The sequence below is a fragment of the Nocardia sp. CA-135398 genome, from assembly GCF_050955845.1.
GTDB lineage: Bacteria > Actinomycetota > Actinomycetes > Mycobacteriales > Mycobacteriaceae > Nocardia.
In genome coordinates this window covers 2,760,007-2,782,162 of sequence record NZ_CP192084.1, presented here as the reverse complement: position 1 = coordinate 2,782,162, position 22,156 = coordinate 2,760,007, and the positions used below count along the sequence as shown (strand labels likewise).

Genomic DNA, 22,156 nt, shown 5'->3' with positions numbered 1-22,156 from the left:
GCTTTCCTCTCTACAGCTGGACGTCGCTCGGAGCGGGGAAGAAACCCGCATCGATGAAGGACCTGACATAGGCGTCCAAGGCCTCGGCATCGATGGGCGGGCAATGGATACCGTACTGCGCCAACTCGAGTCGGGTATTGGTGTCCTCGACGGCGGCCGCGGCCCCGCCATAGTTGCCGCTGACCAAGGCGGCGCGCACCAGCGAATCATCGCCGGTCGCATCGCGTGCCGCCGCTTCCTCGGCCAGTTTGGTCGCGAGCTCCTCGATCGATGCGATCTCGATCGGAATCCCGTTCCTGCGCAGGGCTTCGAAGATATCGCCGATCGCCACCGGCAGGTTGTTCACCAGGTGATACGCCGCACCGACCGGCTGCTGATCCGCCAGCGCGACGATGGCGCCCACCACATAGTTCACCGGCACCAGCGACATGGTGGCGTCGCCGATCTCCGGGGCGAGTCCGAGGATCGCGGCCGCCCGGATCATGTTCCAGAACGAGTCGTCGACGCTGTTCACCCCGACCCGCGGGTCACCGCTGACGATTCCGGGACGGTAGATGCTCACCGGCACGCCGCGCGCACCGGCCTGGCGGACCAGTTGTTCGGCGACCCATTTACTTGCCACATAACCGTTTCCGGATACCTCGCCGACCGCTACCTGCGCATCCTCACGGGCGACGAAATCCGGTGCGGGAGCATTCGGAATCACGGCGTTGACCGTGGAGACGAAATGCACCGGCTTGACCCGAGCGGTGGTCGCCAGCCGCAGCACCTCGCGGGTGCCCGATACATTGGCGGCGCGCAAGCGTGCGTAGGGCTCGATGTGATTGACGCGAGCTCCGTTGTGGTAGATCGTGTCGATCTGCTCCGCGAGCCGGGCCCAGTCGGACTGGTCCAGTCCCAGTCTGGGTGCGGCCAGATCGCCTGCGACAGCGACGATTCGGCCCTGATAGGCATCGTCCCAGATCCGGTACAGCTGCATGGCGTCGCGAATTCGCTTGAAGGCCCGCTCGCTATCGTCGCCGCGCACCAGGCACCAGACCGTTGCCTCGGTGCTGGACAGGAGTTCCCGGAGCAGGTGCACACCGACGAATCCGGTTGCGCCGGTAAGCAGTACGTCACGCGGGGACTCGACCCGAGCTGGTGCGAGACCCGCACCATCGATGTCCGGTTCGAGTACGGCATCGGCGGTGATCGTCGCGGTGTCGGTGCCCGGGACCACGGCCGCGGGCTCATCCGGATTGTCCAGGCGGGAGGCCAGGCCGCGCACGGTGGGCGCGGTGAACAGCGCCGCCATCGGCACGTCGATGCCGAGACGGGTGGCCAGTGCTCGCTGCAAGGTGAAGGCGAGCAGCGAGGTACCACCGAGGTCGAAGAAGTCGTCCTCGGCTCCGGCCCGAGCGATGCCGAGCACTTCGGCGAAAACCTCGGCGACAGCGAACTCGGTGGCGGTCGCCGGTGGCACGAATTCGCGGGCACGCAGGACCGGCCGCGGCAGTGCGGCGCGGTCCAGTTTGCCGCTGCTGTTCACCGGGAAGGATTCGAGCACCATGATGGCCGAGGGCACCATATAGCCGGGAAGCACGTGCGCCAGCGATTCGCGCAGGACATCGGCATCGAGCTCGGTTACCGGCACCACATACGCGACCAACTGATCGCCGGTCTCCGACTTCGCCACCACGACCACGGCCTGGGCGACCGACGGATCCGCCAGCAGCGCGGCCTCGATCTCGCCCAGCTCGACCCGGTGGCCACGGATCTTCGCCTGGAAGTCCGTGCGCCCCAGATATTCCAGTACACCGTCGGCGCGGCGGCGCACCAGATCACCGGTCCGGTACATCCGGGCACCGGCCGGGCCGTACGGGTCGGCGACGAACCGATCCGAGGTCAGGTCGGCACGGCCGAGGTAGCCGCGCGCCAATTGGCTTCCCGCCAAATACAATTCGCCGACGACACCGGCGGGGACGAGATGCAGCCGGGAATCCAGCACATAGGTCCGGGTATTCCACAGCGCCACACCGATCGGCACCGTCAACCGATCGTCGATGGAGGCGGGCCGGTACGTCACCGATACCGCCGCCTCGGTGGGGCCGTACAGGTTGTGCAGTCCGGCATCCGACAGCGCGGCGAAATCCGCGACGGTGTTGGGCGGCAAGGCCTCACCGATGACGAACACGGCACGCAGCGAGGCCAATTGCTCTACCCGGGCAGCGGCCAGGAAGACCTGCAGCACCGACGGAACGAAATCGGTGACCGTCACCTGATGGGTCGCGATCAGCTCGGCGATATAACCCGGATCGCGCTGCCCGTGCGGTGCGGCGAGCACCAGCCGCGCGCCGACCCACAGCGGGGCGAAATAACCCCACAGCGACACGTCGAAGGTCGTCGCCGTCTTCTGCAGGTAGACATCCTCCGGGCCGAACCCGTACTCCGCGACCATCCATTCGATCTGGTTGGCGATCGCACCGTGCGAGACCATGACGCCCTTGGGCCGACCGGTCGAGCCGGAGGTGAACAGCACATACGCCGGATGATCGGCGTGCAGCGGTGCACGCAGCTCACCGGAATCGACCGGCTCGCCGGAGTATTCCGACAGCTCGAGGGTGTCGATATCGATGACCGGAACTTCGGTGACGGGTACCGAATTGCCGTCGGTCGTCAGCACACAGACCGGCTCGGCCGTCGCCACCATGTACCCGATCCGGTCGGCCGGATGGTCGAGGTCCAGCGGCAGATACGCGCCGCCCGCGGTCAGCACCGCGTACATCGCGGCGACCAGCTGCGGTGACCGCGGTATCCCCAGCGCCACAACGGATTCGGGACCGACCCCCTGTGCGATCAGGTACCTGGCGATGCGGTTGACGCGCTCGTCGAATTCCCGATAGGTCCAGGCGGTCTCGTCGTGCACGACCGCCACCGCATCCGGTGTCGTCGCCACGGCACGGCGGTAGCCGGTCAGCAGGTGTTGCGCCGATACCGGGTGCGCGGTGTCGGCCGCATCCGACAGCAGCGCGGCGCGTTCGGTCGCATCGGTCAGCTCGATCTCGCCGAGCACCACATCGGGATCGGCGGCGATGGCGGTGAGCAGGCGCGCGAACCGGTCCACGAAACCCTGCACGGTGGCCGGGTCGAACATATCGGCGGCATAGGTGACCATGCCGCCGATACCCAGCGGCGTGCCGGCCTCGTCGTAGGCGTCGCCGATATACCAGTGCAGATCGAACTGCGATACCTCGACGCCGATATCCAGGCTCGCGACGGTCAGCCCCGGCAGTTCCAGTGCGACGCGGTCCAGGTTCTGGAACGACAGCCCCACCTGGTACAGCGGATGCCGCGCGGGCGAGCGCACCGGGTTCAGCACGGTGACCAGCCGCTCGAATGGCACATCCGAGTTCGCGAAGGCCTGCAGATCGGTCTCACGCTGCCGGGCGAGCAGCTCCGTGAAAGGTGCGCCGCCGTCGTACCGGGTTCGGAATACCAGGGTATTGATGAACATGCCGATGAGGTCGTCGAGCACGGCGTCGCCACGCCCCGCCATCGGCGTACCGATGGCGATATCGTTCGTCCCGGACAACCGCGCCAGCAGCACGGCGAGTGCGGTGTGCACGACCATGAACACCGTCGCACCCCGCGCACGCGCCAATTCGGCCAGCGCGCTGTGGGTTTCGGCGTCGATCCGCACCGACACCTGGCCGCCGGCGTAGGAGCGCACCAGCGGGCGCGGCCGGTCCGAGGGCAGGTCGAGCTGCTCGGGAAGTCCGGCCAATTCCTGCTGCCAATACCCGATCTGCTTGGCCGCCAACGATTCCGGATCGTCCTCGGACCCGAGCAGCTCGCGCTGCCAGATGCTGTAGTCGGCGTACTGCACCGGCAGCGGGGCCCAATTCGGCGCCTGTCCGGCGCTGCGCGCCACATACGCGGTCATCAGATCCCTGGCCAGCGGGCCGATCGACGAACCGTCGCCCGCGATGTGGTGCACGACCATCGCCAGCACGTATTCGCGCCCTTCATCGCCATCGCCGAGGTCGAACAGACTGACCCGGACCGGCACCTCGACGGTGAGATCGAAGGCGGTCCTGACCAACGCGGCCACCGCGTCCACGATTTCGGCCGGGTCGATGCTCTGCACCAGCATCGGCGGAATGGCCTGCGCCGCAGGCAGGATCACCTGCACCGGGCCGTCATCGATGGGCGGGTAGACCGTGCGCAGAATCTCGTGGCGGGTCACCAGATCCCCGATCGCCGCCCGCAGCGCCTGCGTATCGACGGCGCCGGTCAGGCGCACCGCCATCGGCACGTTGTAGGCCAACGAGGAGGTATCCAGGCGGTTGAGGAACCACATGGCCTGCTGCGCCGCCGACAGCGGAATCCGCTCCGGCCGCGGACCGGCGATCAGTTCCGGACGGTCAATTCCGGCCTCATTCTCACTCAGCCTGGCCGCGAGTGCCGACACCGTCGACGCCTCGAACAGCAGACGCACCGGAACCCGGGTGTCGGATGCGGCGCCCAGCCGCGCCGCGAGCCGGGTGGCGATCAGCGAGTTGCCGCCCAATTCGAAGAAATCGTCGTCGGCGCCGACCGGTGTCCCTGGCGCGAGCAATTCGGTGAATACGCTCGCGACCAGCTCTTCCCATCGTCCCGACGGCGCACGGTAGGCCCTGGTGTGCAGGACCGGCGCGGGCAGGGCGGCACGGTCGAGTTTGCCGACCGGGGTCAGCGGAATCTCGTCGAGCACCATGACCGTGGTCGGCACCATATGCGCGGGCAGGCTGTTCGCGGCGAAGGCGGTGAGCTCGTCGGCATCGGCCTCCGCACCGGCGGCGGCATGCACATAGGAGACGAGAATGGTTGCACCGCTGGCGATTTCGTGACCGACCGTGACCGCGAAGTCGACGGTTTCGTGCGCCGCGAGCACGGCGTCGATTTCGCCGAGTTCGATGCGGAAGCCGCGGACCTTGACCTGGAAGTCGTTGCGGCCCAGATATTCCAGCGCACCGTCGACCGTTCGGCGGACCAGATCGCCGGTCCGGTACAGCCTGGCGCCGTCGCGATCGAACGGATTGGCCACGAACCGGGCGGCGGTCAGCGCGGGGCGCTCATGGTAGCCGCGGGCCAGCTGCGCGCCGGTGATGTAGAGCTCGCCGACCGCGCGGTCCGGCACCGGCGAGAGCCGCTCGTCCAGTACGTATTCGGTGATGGCGCGGATCGGCCCGCCGATGGTGACGGTCTCCCCCGGCACCAGCGGCGCACTGATATTGGTCATGATCGTGGTCTCGGTCGGCCCGTACCCGTTGTAGAACTCGCGGGTACGCCGCCCGGCGATCGGAATCGTCCAGCGCCGGACCAGCTCCGGCGGGCAGGCCTCGCCACCGGCGATGACCACGCGGAGTTTGTCCAGGCCGGTCGGGTCGACGGATGCCAACGCGGCGGGCGTGATGAACGCATGCGTCACCCGCTCCCGGCGCAGCAGGGCGGCCAGCTCGTCGCCGCCGTAGACCGTCGGCGCGGCCACCACCATGGTCGCGGCGCCGCCGACGGCCAACAGCAGTTCCAGCACCGATGCGTCGAACGAGGGCGATGCGAAATGCAGGGTGCGCGAACTGCTCGTCACCCGGTAGCGCTCGCGCTGTTCCGCGCAGAAACTCGACAAACCGGCCTGCGTGACGACAACGCCCTTGGGCTTGCCGGTCGATCCGGAGGTGTAGATGACATAGGCCGGATGCGCGGCGCGCAACGGCCGCAACCGATCCGCATCCGTCACCGGATCGCCGCTGTAGTCGTCGAGCCGCTGATCGATATCGTCGGCATCGATGGTCAGCCACTGCACCTCGTCGGGCAGGTCGGCGCCGACCTCGGTGACGGTAAGTCCCAGCACCGCATGCGAATCGGCGATCATGTGCCGGACCCGCTCGGCGGGATAGTTGGGATCCACCGGAACGAATCCGGCGCCGGTCTTGGCGATCGCCCACACCGCGAGCACGGACAGCGCCGAACGCGGAATGCCGATCGCGACCAGATCCTCCGGGCCGATGCCACGGTCGATCAGCAGGCGAGCCAGCCTGCTCGAGCGCTCGTCGAGGTCGACGTACTCCCATTCGGCGAGCTGTTCGGTGGCATCGGCGAAGATCACCGCGACACCGTCCGGGTTGGTGTCAACGGCATCGGCCAACAGCTGCGGCAGCAGCGTGACCTGTTCGGCCGGTCCTGGTTCGGCGGTCCGGACGGGCGCGGCCAGTGCCCGGTTCCGTTCGGCCTCGTCGAGGATGTCGATGGCACCGACGATCACCTGCGCATCGGCGGCGACCGCGGCGAGGATCCGCTCGAACCGGCGGCCGAGGCCCTCGATGGTGGCTTCCTCGAAAAGGTCTGTCGCATAGGCGAAGCCGACGACCAGCTCGGCCGGCGTGCCATCGTCGTGCTGGCGTGCTTCGACGATCACCTGCAGGTCGAATTTCGCGACGATCTCACCGGTGTCGACTGCCGAGACGGTCAGGCCCGGCAATTCCAGTGTCGGCTGCTCGATGTTCTGGAACGACAGCATCACCTGGAACAGCGGATTACCCGAGACGGCACGGGCGGGCAGTACCTCCTCGACCACCCGCTCGAACGGGATCTCCGCATTGGCGAAGGCGGACAGGTCGGTCTCGCGGACCTGCTCGACGAATGCCGCGAACGAAGCGTCGCGATCGACATCGGTGCGCAGGGTCAGCGTATTGACGAACATGCCGACCAGATCGTCCAGTTCGGCCGAACCGCGACCCGCGATGGGCGTGCCGATCGCGATATCCGAGCCGCCGGACAGCCGCGCGAGCAGCGCGGCAAGCGCGGCGTGTATCACCATGAACAGCGACGAATTGTGCTGGCGCGCAAGGTCGGCCAGACCGCCGTGTACCTGGGCGGGCACGGCGATTTCGGTCGCCGCACCGCGCATCGACGCCTGCGCCGGACGCGGACGGTCCAGCGGCAGCCGCGCGGTTTCGCTCACACCGGCCAGCTGTCGCCGCCAATACGCCAATTGCTGTGCGGCGATGGAGTTCTCGTCGTCTTCGGTGCCGATTACTTCGCGCTGCCAGAGCGCGAAATCGGCGTACTGCACCGGCAGCGGAGCCCAACCGGGCGCGATCCCCGCGGTCCGCGCGAGGTAGGCGGTCGCCAGATCCCGCGCCAGCGGTGCCAGCGAGACACCGTCCGCCGAAATGTGATGCGTGACGAGGACGAGCAGATGCTCGTCGCGGGCCGGGTCGGAGAACAACCGGATGCGCACGGGTGGATGCTCGGTGACATCGAATCCGGCGGACAACAGTGCCGCGACCCGTTCCGGATCGGCGGTCGTCTCGACCTCCAGCCCGTTCGGCAGTGTTTCGGCCACGGACAGGATCTGCTGGCGCGGCGTCGCGTCCGGACCGTCGACCGGGAACCGCGTGCGCAGCGCTTCGTGCCGCTCCAGGACATCAGCGACGGCCACGCGCAAGGCGGGTACGTCCAGCGTGCCGGTGAGCCGGATGGCGAACGGCAGGTTGTAGGACGGGGATTCGGTATCGACCTGGTTGAGCACCCACATCCGATGCTGTGCCAGCGACAGCGGGATGCGCTCAGGTCGCACCGCCCGGGTCAACGGCGGCCGATCCGCGTTCTCGGAATCCGGCACGATGCGCCCCGCCAGGTCGGCGACCACGGGTGCGTCGAACAGCGTGCGCACCGGCACCCGCGCGCCCAACGCCGCACTCAGCCGAGCCACGACCTGGGTGGCGACCAGTGAGTTGCCGCCCAGGGTGAAGAAGTCGTCGTCGGCGCCGACTCGGTTCACACCGAGCACCTCCGCGAACACGCCAGCGACGATTTCTTCGAGCGGAGTGGACGGCGCGCGGAATTCCCGGCCCGCCAGGGTCGGTCGCGGCAGCGCCTTGCGGTCCAGCTTGCCCGCGGTACTGAGCGGGAACTCGGCCAGCTCCACGATCGTGGCCGGAACCATGTACGCGGGCAGCGTGCCCGCCAATGCGGCACGCAGCGGCTCCACCTCGAGGTGCGTGCCGGGCGTCGGGACCGCGTAGGCCACCAGCTGGTCGCCGAGCTCGGTCGGCACCACAAGGACCGCCGCCTGACTCACCGACGGCTGCGCCAGCAACGCTGCCTCGATATCGCCGAGTTCGATGCGCTGTCCGCGCAGTTTCACCTGGAAGTCGGTGCGGCCCAAGTATTTCAGGACACTCGGCGCACTCCAGGCCACCAGGTCGCCGGTCCGGTACATCCGCTCGCCCGTTCCGAACGGGTTGGCCACGAACCGTTCCGCGGTCAGATCCGCGCGCCCGAGATAGCTGCGCGACAGCTGATCACCGGCGATGTAGAGCTCACCGGTGACCCCGGCGGGCACCGGCCGCAGGCGCGAATCCAGCACGTACAGGCGGCTGTTCCAGACCGGCGATCCGATCGGCAGGCCGCCCTGATCGTCGACGGTCGCGAGCCAGGTGGTGACGGCGACCGCGGTCTCGGTCGGCCCGTACACGTTGAGCACTGACGCATCGCAGACCGCGCGTACCGCGGCCACGGTCTCCGCGGGCAGCAGCTCGCCGCCGACGATGATGTGCCGCAGCGTCGGGATCGCACCGGCGGGCGTGTGGGCGGCGAATACCGCGAGCATCGACGGCACGAAGTCGGTAACGGTAACCTGCTGCGCCGCAATGGTTTCCGCGATGTAGGTGGCGTCGCGATGGCCATCTGGCGTGGCCATCAGCAACTTGGCGCCGAGCCGCAGCGGAATGAAGTAGCCCCACATCGAGGCGTCGAAGGTGAAGGCGGCCTTCTGCAGGTACACGTCGTCGGCGTGCAGCGGATACCGGGACTGCATCCAGGCCAGATGGTTGCCGATCGCCCGGTGCGAGACCGCGACACCCTTGGGCCGTCCGGTGGAGCCGGAGGTGAACAGCACATAGGCCAGGCTCTCCGGGCGCACCGGCCGCAGCAGCTCCTCGACCGTCAGTGGGGTACCGGCGAATCCGTCCAGCTCCGCGGTGTCGATGTGCAGCAACGGAATTCCGTCCGGCACCGGCACGGCGTCCCCGGTCGTGGTGAGCACGCACACCGGCTTCGCCGCGGTCAGCACGTGCTCGACGCGATCGGCCGGATGATCCGGGTCCACGGGCACGTACGCACCGCCCGCGGTGAGGATCGCGTACATGCCGACGACCAGATCCAGCGAGCGCCGGATCGCGAGGCCGACCAGCGATTCGGTGCCCACACCCTGCGAGATCAGCAGGCGGGCCAGGCGATTCACTCGCTCGTCGAGTTCCGCGTAGGTGAGCTCGGCGCCCTCGTAGGCCACCGCGACCCGATCCGGATGCGCCGCCACCGCGCGTCGATAGCCGTCCAGCAGCAGTTCGGGTTCGACCGGATGACCGGTATCGTTCCAGTCCAGCAGGATTCGATCCCGCTCGGCGTCGGAGAGCATGATGTCGATATCGCCGACCCGGGCGGCGGGATCGCCGATCAGCGCGTCGAGCACCCGGATCAGCCGCGCGGCAAAGGTTCCCACCTCATCGGCGGTGAACCCGCCACCGGCATACCGCCACGTCAGCTCGATCGTCGACGTCGCGATCGCCACCAGCGTCAGCGGGTAGTGCGCGCCGTCCTCCATACCGACGGCGGTCACCGACATGCCGTCGATGGAATCGGCGGCGGCGATCGCCTCCCGGTCGATCGGGTAGGACTCGAAGACCAGCAGGGTGTCGAATTGCGCGCCGGCACCGGCGATCTGCTGGATATCGGTGAGACCCACGTAGTGGTGGTCCAGCAGACCGGCCTGCTCGCGCTGCAGCGATTGCAGGAATTCGCCGACCGCGAGCCGTCCGTCGACCCGCACGCGCACCGGCAGCGTATTGATGAACAAACCGACCATCGACTCGACGCCGGACAACTCGGCCGGACGGCCGGACACCGTGGTGCCGAACACCACGTCGTCACGACCGGTGAACCGTCCGAGCAGGATGCCCAACGCCGCCTGCAGCACGGTGTTCACGGTGACGCCGAGTTCAGCCGCCAACTCCGAGATCCGGCGGGTGCGCTCGGTGTCGACCTCGGTGACCACCTTGCCGCCGCGGCCTTCGACCGCCCGCGATTGCGGGGCGAGCAGCGTCGGCTCCGTCACACCGGACAGCGCCTGTTCCCACGCCCGCAGCGAAGCCTGCCGGTCCCGACCGGCCAACCAGCTCAGGAAGGTGCGGTAGGAGGGCACTCGCGGCAGCGCGGACCGATCGCCCCGAGTCGCGTAGAGCACCAGCACATCTCGCATCAGCAGCGGCATCGACCAACCGTCGAGCAGGATGTGGTGGGTGGTGATCACCAGATGCCACTGGTCGGTGCGATACAGGGTGAACCGCATCAACGGCGCAGCCGACATATCGAAGCCGGTCTCCCGCTCCGCCGCCACCTGCCGCCGCAGCTCCGCCAGCCGCTCCGATTCCGGCAGATGCGTCAGATCCACTGCCCGCCAAGGCACTTCGACCCGATCCAGGACCACCTGCACCGCGCGGCCGTCGGCGGCGGTGACGAATGCGGTACGCAGATTCGGATAGCGGTCCAGGATGGCCTGGGCCGCGGCCCGCAGTCGCTCGGCATCCACGGTGCCGCCCAGGTCGACCGTCGCCTGGCTGGTATAGACGTCGATACCCGCCTCGGCGAGCTGCGCGTGGAACAGCAGACCGGACTGCAGCGGCGACAGCGGCCACACATCCGACAGCGCCGGGTAATTCCGTTCCAGCACTTCGATATCCGACTGGTCGACCGTGACCAACGGCAGATCCGACGGCGTCAGCCCACCGGCATCAGGACGTCGGGCGTGCTCGGCCAGCGCGTGCAGCGCCGCGACCCACAGATCGGCGAACTCCTGCGCCCGCTCCCGCGAGAGCAACCCGCGCGGGAAGGCGAAGGACGCACCGAGCTGCGGTCCGTCCGCGCCATCGGTGACGATCGCATTGATATCGATCACGCCGTTCGCGGGCATATCCGGATCCATCTCGGCATCCAGCTGCCCCAGATCCCCGACCGGCACCCACCCCAGGGCACCGAGCTGTTCCGGAATCTTCCCCGTCGACACCCGGCCCAAGTAGTTGAAGCTGATCTGCGGGGCACCGCCCAGTTCGGCGGCGGTCTCGGGGTTCAGGTAGCGCAGCAGGCCGTAGCCGAGCCCCTTGTCGGGCACCGCGAGCAGCTGCTCCTTCACCGATTTCACGATGTCGCCCAGGGCTTTTCCGCCCGCGAACGCGTCGGCCAGATCGGCACCCGCGAGATCGAGACGGACCGGGAATGCGCTGGTGAACCAGCCGACGGTCCTGGACAGATCCGCACCGGGGACGAGCCCCTCTTCGCGGCCGTGGCCTTCCAGTTTGACCAGCGCGGTGCCGCCCGCGGTTTCGCCGCGCCACTTGCTCACCGCGAGCGCCAGCGCCGAGAGCAGGCCGTCGTTGACACCACCGCGGTACCGGCCCGGGATCGCGGTCAGCAGCGCATCGGTCACCTCGGCGGGCACCGTCACCTCGACGCGATCGACGGTACCGAAGGTGTCCACCGCCGGATCGAAGGCGCGCGCACCGAACAGCGGGTCTTCGGTACCCGAAACCTGTTGCCAGAATGGCAGTTCCGCGACCCGTACCGGATCCTGCGCTGCCTCGCGCAGGGCATGCGCCCAGCGCCGCATCGAGGTTCCATTGGCGGGCAACGCCACCGACTGTCCCGCCGCCAGCTGCGACCAGGCCATCGCCAGATCCGGAATCAGAATTCGCCAGGACACGCCGTCGACCACGATGTGATGCGCGACGACCAGCAAGACATCACGACGGCGACCGCCCTGCGGGAAAGCGAACCAAACGCACTGCACCATCACCGCATTCGCGGGATCGAGTCGGCCGAGTGCCGCGTCGTATTCGACGCTCGCCCGCCGCGACAACTCCGCATCGTCGATATCGGCGGGCAGCTCGACCCGATGCACCAACGCGTCGACGTCGACCGCGCCGGGCGCCAAGGCCTCGAAGGTCCTGGCGGTGTCCGCGGTGGCTTCGCGCAATCGAGCGCGCAGCATGTCGTGGTGGTCGAAGACCGCGCCGATGGTCGCTACCAGGGTTTCCCGGTCGATGCCGTCGGGCAGCCGCAGCGCCATCGTCTGCGAGAACCGCCGATACGACGAGTCACTCGGCAGCATCGCCGCCATGATCGGCAGCAACGGCAGCTCGCCCACCCCGCCGCCGGGCAGTTCCGCAAGGCGCTGCTGCTCCACCGCGTCCGCCGAGGTGGCGATCTCGGCCAATGCCGCGACCGTGCGATGTTCGAAAACCTCGGCGGCGGTGAATACGACACCGCGCGCCTTGGCCCGCGAGACCAGCTGGATCGACAGGATCGAATCGCCGCCCAGTGCGAAGAACGAGTCGTCGCGACCGATGCGCTCGACCCCGAGCAATTCGGCGAATACCTCGGCGATGATCTCCTCGACCGGCGTCTCCGCCGCGCGGAACTCGCGCGGCGCGAAGACCGGCTCGGGCAGTGCCGCGCGGTCGAGCTTGCCGACCGGGGTCAGCGGGATCTCGTCCAGCACCACGAAGGCGGCCGGAATCATGTACGCGGGCAGCGACTCCGCGAGGAATTCGGCGAGCGCCTCGGTATCCACCTCGGCCCCGGCCCTCGGCAGCACATAGGCCACCAGCGCGGTCGCACCCGACGGCAGCGTCTTGCCGAGGGTCGCCGCGAAGTCGATATCCGGGTGGCCGGTGAGCGCGTTGTCGATTTCGCCGAGTTCGATGCGGAAGCCGCGAATCTTCACCTGGAAGTCGGAGCGACCCAGATACTCGATGACGCCGCCCTCTTCGGTGCGCCGCACCAGATCCCCGGTGCGGTACAGCCGCGCGCCCGGTGTGCCGATATCGGCGCCGAAGGGGCTGGCCACGAACCGCTCGGCGGACAGGCCCGGGCGCCCGAGATAGCCCTGTGCCAAGGCGGGACCCGACAGATACAGTTCGCCGATCACCCCGGCGGGCACCGGGCGCAACCGCGCATCCAGTACGAACGCGCCGATACCCGCGATGGCCGTGCCGATCGTGATGGTTTCGCCCGGCGCCAGCGGCGGGGTACTGGTGGCGAGAATCGTCGCCTCGGTGGGTCCGTAGCCGTTGTGGAACGCACGCTCGCCCGCCCAGCGGCCGACCAGCTCCGGTCCGAACTTGTCACCGGCCACCACGACGACCCGCAGCTCGTCCAGACCCTCCGGATCCACTGACTCCAGGGCGGCCGGGGTGATGAGCATGTGGGTGACGCGCTCGCGCCGCAGCAGGTCCGAGAGTTCGGCCCCGCCGAAGACCGATGGCGGGGCGATCACCAATGTCGCACCGGAGGAAAAGGTCAGCAGGAGCTCGAGCACCGAAACGTCGAAGTTGGGCGAGCAGACATGCAGGACCCGCGAATCCCCGGTCACCGCGTACTGTTCGCGCTGCGCGGCAACCAGTCCTGCCAGCCCACCGTGCGTGACCACGACACCCTTGGGCCGCCCGGTCGATCCCGAGGTGTAGATGACGTAGGCGGGGTGGCGCTCGTCGAGCCGACGGACCCGGTCGGTGTAGGAGATCGGATGAGCCGGGCGTTCGGCGATGCGTCCCGCATGCACCGGGTCGTCGAGTTCGATCCAGTCCACGGTCGTGCCGAGCACCGGGCGGTGTGCCGTGGTGGTCAACCCGAGGACGGCACCGGAGTCGGTGAGGATGTGCGCGATCCGGTCGGCCGGATAGCTGGGATCCACGGGCACGTATGCGGCGCCGGTCTTGGCGATCGCCCATACGGCGAGCACGGATTCGATGCTGCGGGCGATACCGATCGCCACCACATCGCCCGCGCCGACACCGTGTTCGATCAGTTCGCGCGCCATGCGCGAGGACAGCTCGTCGAGTTCGCGATAGGTCAGCTGTCTGTCATCGGACGGGTCGCCCGAAGGGTTGAACCGGATGGCGACGGCATCGGCGGCGGACTCCACAGCGGCCGCGAGCAAATTCCCGAAGAGGAGACCGACTCGGCGTCGACTACCACGTGCGGAACGACGATCCCTTGCCATTTCCGGTACTACACCTCTCACCTATTGCGCGCCTAAAGACCACACCCGCATAATGGAACGCACGTACTTCACTAACGGACCGCTTACCGCCGCGAGCCAAGCGTTCGAGTTTACAAGAGCGAACTTGTCGCATATCCCCAAGCGCGGGAATCCGTTACGACACTCGCTCGAAGAAACGCGATCGGCTGCACGCCGCGGCCCGTAACAGCCTAGGTGAACGTCGGCCCCGACGTTCCCATCCTCAGCCGCGCCCCCCGGATCAGTACGCTCTCGCTATCACGGCAAAACCACATGATCCGCCGTGTGCCCCGCGTCCGAACGAAATCTCCACGGTTCATCAGGACCTGCTGACAACGGCATTCGCACCACCGGGCAGGCTGACCAGCCGGGCAGTTCATCGGGCGGCTCCAGTCCGGTCGCCACCGGCAAACGTGATTTCCACGACATTTTCGCGGAAGCGGGTCCGACGCCCGAAATCGACGTGACCGTCATCACAACGATCAGCCGAAGTGGTACAGCTCGAAGCCGACCGCGCGCGAGGCGGGGAATCCCGGCTTCGGAGCGGTCGCCATGTCGATGACCGCCCGCACCTGATCCGCGACCGGCTCGGGGCTGAGCACCTCGAGGTAGCGGCGGTGCTCGGCCAGCGAGGCGGCGGCTTGCTCGATGGTGTCGGTGACATCGACGGCGTGGGTGGCACTCGGTCCGACCACCGCGGCCAGCCGGGGCGACCACGGAATGTCGGTGAGATCCGGAAAGATCCACTCATTGCCCGCATCGGATATGGCATCGAGGGCAGCGCGGCCGACCGCGCGATGATCGGCGCTGTTGGCATAGCCGGGAGCCCAGGTGTCGCCGAAATTGAACAGCAGCACGAATTCCGGACGATGACGGCGAATCGCGGCGGCCAGGTCACGACGCAACGCCAGGGTTTCCTCGACGCGGCCGTCCGGATAGCCGAGGAATTCCACCTCGTGCACGCCGACCACCTTGGCGGCGGCGAACTCCTCGGCCTCGCGCAGCGGTCCGGCCTCGGCGGGCGGCATGCCCGCGATCCCGGCTTCGCCGGAGGTCACCAGGACGTAGCGAATGTCCTTGCCCTGTCCCGTCCAACGCGCCACCGCGGCGGCCGCACCGTATTCGATATCGTCCGGATGCGCCACGATGACGAGACCGCGCTGCCAATCCTCGGGAACCTGCTCCACGTGGGTCATTCAAGCAGACGCCGCGAACACGGGTGGGCCGTGCGCTGTCCGCGACGGACGGCGCACGGCCCACCTCTGGCAACCGCGGCCCCGGAGTCCCGGCGGGGCCCGCGGGTGGAGGCTACAGCTTGGTCACGGTGGAGTTGTCCGAGCCCGCGACCGCCTTGTACAGCAGGTACAGCCCGAAGACGATCGCGCTGATCACCAGAATCGGGAACAGCCCCTTGATCAACGCACCGATGATGGCGAGCGCGATCCAGACGACCGCTACGACACCGATGATTTTCCACAACATGGCAGCCTCCAGAAGGTCTCGGGCGAACCGCCATCCGACGATCCGACTCCTCAATGCTGGCAGCCGGATATAGATAAATCACCAGCTCAGCACCGATATCCGGGTGAAGATCAGGGTTCACCCTGACCTCGCGTCGGCACCTCGAGCCGCGCGCCACCGCGCACTGGATCTCCGAATTCGGCAGTGCGACAGCGGGAAACATCGAAGTTGTCGCCTCTGGCGCACCTGGGACACTATTGGCTGTCCGCTTGCATGTATTCCGAACCTTAAGGGGCCACCCATGACCAGGTACGCACACTATGTCGGCAGTCTTCCAGCGGACCTGATGACGGGCGATCGCGCTGTGCTGCAATGGTTTGCCGACCGTACCGCGGGCTGGCCGGTCACCGCGCTCCCCTGCGATCTGGACCCGGACTGGATCATGGACTATCTGCTGACGCGCAAGCAGCATTCCGACGTCTTCGAGATCGTCCAGGACGGCGGCTACGCCGACTACAGCGACTTCCCAAGCTACGGGCTGCGATCCGGGCGCAAGCTCGAAGTGCGGCAGGTCTCGATGGACCGCGTCGAGCGCATCGGTGAGGTGGTGGCCGCGTTCGAGTCGTTGCAGCGCGAACGGCCGGAGCTGGCCGAGACGAAAGTCCAGATCAGCCTGCCGAATCCACTGGATCTCGCGATGTTCGTATTCGCGGGCGCGGCGGTATCCGGCGGCCTGCCGGTCGGAAAGGCATTGCGGCACTTCGATCTTGCGGTCGCCGCGCTGCGGCAGCTGCCGGTGTTCACCGAAGCGGTGGTGCAGGAGGTGGCGGAGGTGATCGCTCGGCACGACGATCGGATCGTCTGGCAGTTGGAGTCGCCCTTCGCGCTGTTGAGCATGGTCAAAGCGACACAACTGGGTTCGCGGTGGGCGTTGGCCCCGCTGGTGGCCCGCCAGCTCGCCGGTGTGCTCGGGCGGCTGCACGAGATCGGTGCGGAAACCATTGTGCACCTGTGCTACGGCGACTACCAGCACAAGAGCCTGCTGGACCCGCGCAGTCTGGCTCCCGCGGTGACACTGCTCAACCGCACTGCGCGACTGCTGGATCGGCAAGGCGTGCCACTGCCCCCGGTACACATTCCGTGCGCGTACGGCGCCGAGCCCGCACCATTGGAACCTCGCTTCTACGCTCCCCTGCGCAAGTTGGCCACCGACTGGCGGGTGATCGCGGGGGTGGTTTCGACCGATTCCGTCGAGAACAGCGACCGAGCGCGTGCGCTTTTCGAGCAGGCGCTGGGTCGCGATGCCTTCGGTGTCGCCACCGCATGCGGACTCGGACGATGCACCCCCGAGGTCGCCCGCCACGCCGCGGAGGCCACGGTCGCGGTAGCAGGGGCCGTCGAGCAGGCAGCCGAATAGTCGTCGCGATCAGATAACGCGGGTGCCCTTGACAGTTCGCACCCGCGTTGCTGGCCACTGTCCAGGCAATTGACTTCTACCGCAACGCAATCCGGGGATTGATCGCCGCGCGGAGCTCGCCAACCGCAGAAGTCAACTTTGCGAACGCCTCGCGCGGACCTGGTTTGGGCTTTACCCTGAATTTGCCGGAAAGCAGGGGGTGATGCCAAACGACACCGAACAGCCTTGCCTGTCACGCCCAGGCGATTCCCACCGATCGCGGCGCACGATCTCGACAAAAAGCGCTGCGCTGATATGCATTCGCGGACACCGCGCCGCCGCATCCGACACCCGCCCAGGCGTGCTTTGTAAAGGGCGAGTCGGCGATAAGGTCCGATTCGCGGTATTGGCTACCCTTCAGACACCGGTTACCACCGATTGCCTGGATCTCCAAATCTGCTTCGGCGATTGATGATTCGATAGTTGCCGCTACAATCTGACGAGGGCGTCGCCACGAATGGCTAACTGATGGCGACGCTCGGTCCGGGTTGATCCACCACCGTGGGACCGGAGTTGGTTCGGTTGCCGATGCGGACGCACAGTCCGCGTTGGTGCCCGCTGTTCCAAGGAGTGTGCTATGGCGAACGATCCGCATGTCCTCGTTGTCGGTGGCGGCCCAGCGGGGTCGACAACCGCGGCTCTACTGGCTCGATCAGGAATACGGGTGACGCTTCTGGAACGAGATACGTTCCCGCGGTACCACATCGGTGAGTCGATGCTCGCGTCGTGCCTGTCGACGCTGCGTCTTTCCGGCGCATTCGACAAGGTCGCGGCGCACGGCTTCCAGATCAAGCGGGGCGGCTATTTCCAGTGGCAGAACGATAACTGGCTGTTGGACTGGTCCCAGCTCGTCGATGCCGAAGCCTGGTCATACCAGGTCGAGCGAGACGCGTTCGACGACATTCTGCTGCGTAACGCGGCCGAACAAGGCGCACAGGTGATCGAGAACGCCAATGTCGAGAACGTGATTTTCGACGGTGACCGGCCGGTAGCCGTGGAATGGACCGGCCCCGGCGACAACCGCACTCGGACCACCGAATTCGATTTCCTGGTCGACGCGTCGGGACGGTACGGCCTGCTCGCCAAGCGGCGCTTCAACATGCGTCGCCAGCATCCGGCCTTCCGCAATGTCGCGGTCTGGTCGTACTGGGAAGGCGCGCGCCTGCACCCGGACAGCCCGGAGGGCGCGATCAATGTCGTATCCACCCCCGAGGGTGGTTGGTTCTGGCATATCCCCCTGTCCAACGGCCGATTCAGCGTCGGCTATGTGGTTTCCGCCCGCAAGGCGGGCGAGCGACTACGCGAGCAGGGTCGAGACGCGTACTACCTCAACACGATTCGCGACAGCAAGGCCATGAGCGCATTGCTCGAAGGCGCAACGCAGGTCGCCGAGGTCAAGGCCGAACAGGACTACTCGTATGTGTCGGACCGGTTCAGCGGTCCGGGCTATGCCCTGGTCGGCGACTCGGCCGCCTTCCTCGATCCGCTGCTGTCCACCGGCGTGCATCTGGCCACCTATGGCGGGCTCGTCGCCGCCGCCGCGATCGCGACCGCCCTGCGTGGCGAAATGAGCGAGACCGATGCGATGGCCTTCTACGAGCACACTGCCCGACGGGCCTACTCACGCTTCCTCGTGCTGGTCTCGCGTATGTACGAACAGTACATAGGCTCCGACGAATACTTCGCGCACGCGGACAAGCTCACGGAGGCGCACGAGGGCGACACTCCAGAGGTGTCGTTCACCCGAATCATGGCCGGGCTCACCGATGTCGACGAGACCTCGGGAGAGCAGGGGCGCACACCGACCGACACCATTGCCTCCGCGCTCACCGAGACCGAAAAGCTGCACGCGGACTCGGCCAACCTCGAGTACATGGGTCATCTGGATATGTCGGTCGTCTGGGACCACTGGCGTGACCCGCTGGCGGATACGGTGCTCGACAATGTGCGAATCACCACCGAACCGGTACTCGGCCTGACCACGCGGCCCCGCGACGCCGCCGAGATCGAGGCCATAGCACGTCCGGTGCTCCCACCGAAGGTGGCCGACGTCCCCGCGCTCTAGTTCCGGCCTTCGTGAAAACCCCAGCGCGAAGTCGATCACTATGACTATCACGCGCTCCGACCCCGAACCGCCGGGCGATTCCCCGGTCGGCGGTTCGGGTTCCCGGACAGCCACACAGCAGATCGCACGATTCGGCGATCCGGTCACCCGGATGCTGCTGGCCAGCGACGGCTTCACCCAGCCGAGACTCGAGGCCATACTCGGCACGGATCTCCAGGTGCGGGTGCTGCGCCAGGACGAAATCGCGGCCGAGCAACTGCCTGCCACCATCGCCGACGCATTGCGACTGGACGGTCCCGACCGCGTCATCGTGCGTCGTTCGTGTCTGATCAATGCCGATATGGTGACCGCATCGGTCAACTATGTCGTCGCCGTGAGCGGCCCCGCGGCCGCGGCGGGCGCCGACGATGTACACGTGCCGATCGGGCGCGGCTTGGTTTCGCGGGGGGTATCCCAGCGTCGGCATGTGCTTCGAGCGGGCGTCACGCGATGGCCCGATGGTCGCCTCTGCGCGGCCAAAGCGTATGTCATCATGCTCGGAGATCATCGGCCGCTGTGCTACATCCGCGAGATATTCAATCCCAGCTTCGTGCCACCGGAACACGCCCCCATCTCGGATGAGGATCTGAGTTGGGCCGATGAGCCGGAATACCCCCGATCGCTACCTGCCGCGCCAGCCCGCCGTGGTGGCTGCGATGCCGAATCACCGCGCACCGGCGGGCAGTGTTCGCGAGCGCTGCCGGAGCTGATCCACCCGCGCGAATGCGACTCGCTCACCGCCGATCTGGCGGCGGCGGCGCGCGGACAGGCATTCGCGATACATCTCGGCGCCCGCAGCTCGGCCACCCTCGATGTCGCGACACTGCCCGACCGCCGTGCTCTGGCCATCTGTGCTGCCGCCGTATTGAACCACGGACTGGATATGCCGATCGTGACCATCGGCCAATTGCGGTATAGCGGCGAATCATGCGGGGCTCCAGCCGATTCCGCTGACGAAACTGGGGATCGGGAATACCCCCGCGCCGCGGCACAGGTCGAGAATTGGCGCATGGCGACCCCGCCCATCGCACTCTGCGCGCAGATGCTGCGCGGCGCCGCGGAGCGCTACCCGGCATCGGTGGTGCGCGATCTGCTCGTCGAGGTCGCCGCTATGCTCCCGATCGCGGCCAGCGCGCCCGCAGCTTCCCGCGAGCTGTACAGTTCCATTGCGGCCCTGCATATCTCGCGCGCGGTACGATCGTGCGAGTCGGATGCGACTCGACCTCAGCCGATACGGCACGAGTGGGACCGTTCGACCCAACTGCTGTGGATCGGCGACCGAAACCACGAATTCGCGCCCCAGCACCTGTCTTTCGCCGCCGGGGTCCGCAACCCGCTGGCGATGACCCTCGGACCCACCGCGACGCCGGACGATGTCGAGTTCCTGTGCCGGTACCTGAATCCCGCGCGTCGTCCCGGTCGGCTCACGCTCATCCCGGCGCTATCGGGCACCCGGACCGCCGCCGCACTTCCGGCGTTGTTCGAGGCGGCCGCCCGGTGCGGCACCCCGGTGAGCTGGATGTGCGATCCGATGCATGCCGACGATCCGGCCGCGGCGATCCACACCTACCTCAGCGCTTGCCGGAGCACGGGCACCGCACCGGCAGGCCTGCACCTCGACTGCGAACCCCGAAGTCGCCTCGACACCAGACTCGATACCGGACGGGCATTGCACTGTGTCATCACCACACTGAGCGCGATGTGGGCACGCTGATCGACGCATGCCCGTCGAATCGCGAGGGAGAAGTAAGTGCAAAGTAGTCAAATCGTCGTGGTCCTAATGGATCTCGCCCTCATCATGGCAGCGGCACGGATCCTGGGGTGGCTGGCCGAACGGGTCGGCCAGCCCGCGGTGATCGGGGAGATCACCGCCGGGATACTCGCGGGCCCGACCGTATTGGGGCCGCATCTGTCGGACATGTTGTTCCCGCACGAGGTCCGCTCGTATCTGACCCTGCTCGCCAATGTGGGCGTCGCGGTGTTCATGTTCGTCGCCGGGCTGGAACTCGACCGCGGTGTATTCGCGGGCAGCCGACGCTCGATCCCGGCGGTATCGGTCGCCGCCTACGCGGTGCCGTTCGTCTTGGGTTGCGGCATCGCCGCCACCGCGCTCGCGCGCCACCGCACCGGCGACCTACCGAGCTTCACGCTATTCGTCGGCTGTGCCCTGGCGGTGACCGCATTCCCGGTGTTGGCCCGAATCCTGCACGATCGTGGCCTCACTCGCACCGGAATCGGTCAGCTCAGCCTCGCCTGTGCGGCGCTGGTCGACATCTTCGCCTGGACGGCGCTGGCCGTCGTGCTGGCCGTCGCGCACCCCGGCGCGGGCAGCCAGTGGCGACTGGCACTGCTGGTGCCCGTGGTCGCGGTGACGTGGTGGATCGTGCGTCCGGCATTGGCGCGGATCGCCGCGGCGGGCACCGAGCAGACGATGATCGTGATCGGTGTCGGCGGCGCGCTGTTGCTCGGCGCGATAACCGAATGGATCGGACTGCATTTGATATTCGGCGCGTTCGCCTTCGGTGTGGTGTTCCCGCGCGCGCGACGCGAAGCGGTCGAATCCGGCACCCGGATTCTGAGCTTGGTGCTGCTGCCCGGATTCTTCGTCGTCGCCGGACTCGCTGTCGATCTCGGGGCGATCGACCGGGCCGCCGTCGGCGAGTTGGTGGTGATCATGGTGGTGGCCGTCATCGGGAAGCTCGGAAGCGTTTATGTCGCCGGGCGACTGACCGGTCTGACATCGCGATCGGCGGCCGCGTTGGCGGCCTTGCTGAACACCCGCGGCTTGACCGAACTAGTCATTCTCAACGTCGGACTCAGCACGGGACTCATTGGCCCGCAACTGTATTCGATACTGGTGGTAATGGCGTTGGTGACCACCGCGATGACGGCGCCGCTGCTGCGATTGATCGGTGTCCACGAAACGCCACGGGTCGATTCGGCCGCGCCGGTCAACCGCTTGCCCATCGGTGGTCCGGTCGAATAGTCGGCGACGACACGCTCGAACAAACGGGGTCGCAACGAGGTTCCCGGGGCA

At 67.3% G+C, this 22,156-nt stretch carries 7 protein-coding genes; 4 read left to right on the top strand and 3 right to left on the bottom strand.

The genetic code is table 11. The annotated features are described in order from the left end of the window. Positions 1-10: 10 nt before the first annotated feature. The 3 genes from ACQP1T_RS12350 to ACQP1T_RS12340 form a co-directional block, all read right to left on the bottom strand. Positions 11-14,080, bottom strand: coding sequence for an amino acid adenylation domain-containing protein (locus tag ACQP1T_RS12350; RefSeq protein ID WP_433760076.1), 14,070 nt, complete (start codon positions 14,078-14,080; stop codon positions 11-13). Between the two features lie 500 nt (positions 14,081-14,580). Further along, on the bottom strand, positions 14,581-15,285 hold the full coding sequence (locus ACQP1T_RS12345) for a PIG-L deacetylase family protein (protein WP_433762173.1): 705 nt from the start codon (positions 15,283-15,285) through the stop codon (positions 14,581-14,583). A gap of 121 nt (positions 15,286-15,406) precedes the next feature. Next, entirely contained in the window at positions 15,407-15,580 is a 174-nt protein-coding gene (locus ACQP1T_RS12340) for a hypothetical protein (RefSeq protein ID WP_433760074.1), read from the bottom strand. Positions 15,581-15,860: 280 nt separating this feature from the next. Between ACQP1T_RS12340 and ACQP1T_RS12335 the strand changes: the two genes are divergently transcribed. From ACQP1T_RS12335 to ACQP1T_RS12320, 4 genes are all read left to right on the top strand, one after another. Then, the gene (locus ACQP1T_RS12335; RefSeq protein WP_433760073.1) at positions 15,861-16,976 is read left to right on the top strand and encodes a hypothetical protein; all 1,116 of its coding nucleotides are present in this window, start codon (positions 15,861-15,863) and stop codon (positions 16,974-16,976) included. A 616-nt stretch (positions 16,977-17,592) separates the two neighbouring features. After that, positions 17,593-19,080, top strand: coding sequence for an NAD(P)/FAD-dependent oxidoreductase (locus ACQP1T_RS12330; protein ID WP_062991035.1), 1,488 nt, complete (start codon positions 17,593-17,595; stop codon positions 19,078-19,080). A 40-nt stretch (positions 19,081-19,120) separates the two neighbouring features. Next, a complete protein-coding gene (locus ACQP1T_RS12325; RefSeq protein WP_433760071.1) occupies positions 19,121-20,833 on the top strand; it encodes a 3-deoxy-7-phosphoheptulonate synthase in 1,713 nt (570 codons plus the stop codon). Positions 20,834-20,869: 36 nt separating this feature from the next. Continuing rightward, positions 20,870-22,105, top strand: a complete 1,236-nt coding sequence (locus ACQP1T_RS12320; protein ID WP_433760070.1) for a cation:proton antiporter — start codon at positions 20,870-20,872, stop codon at positions 22,103-22,105. Positions 22,106-22,156: the final 51 nt, after the last annotated feature.

What these genes read in the sequence shown, in the direction of transcription:
- ACQP1T_RS12335 (WP_433760073.1), top strand. Translation starts at nt 15,861, where the DNA reads ATGACCAGGTACGCACACTATGTCGGCAGTCTTCCAGCGGACCTGATG.
- ACQP1T_RS12330 (WP_062991035.1), top strand. Translation starts at nt 17,593, where the DNA reads ATGGCGAACGATCCGCATGTCCTCGTTGTCGGTGGCGGCCCAGCGGGG.
- ACQP1T_RS12340 (WP_433760074.1), bottom strand. Translation starts at nt 15,580, where the DNA reads ATGTTGTGGAAAATCATCGGTGTCGTAGCGGTCGTCTGGATCGCGCTC.
- ACQP1T_RS12350 (WP_433760076.1), bottom strand. Translation starts at nt 14,080, where the DNA reads ATGGCAAGGGATCGTCGTTCCGCACGTGGTAGTCGACGCCGAGTCGGT.
- ACQP1T_RS12325 (WP_433760071.1), top strand. Translation starts at nt 19,121, where the DNA reads ATGACTATCACGCGCTCCGACCCCGAACCGCCGGGCGATTCCCCGGTC.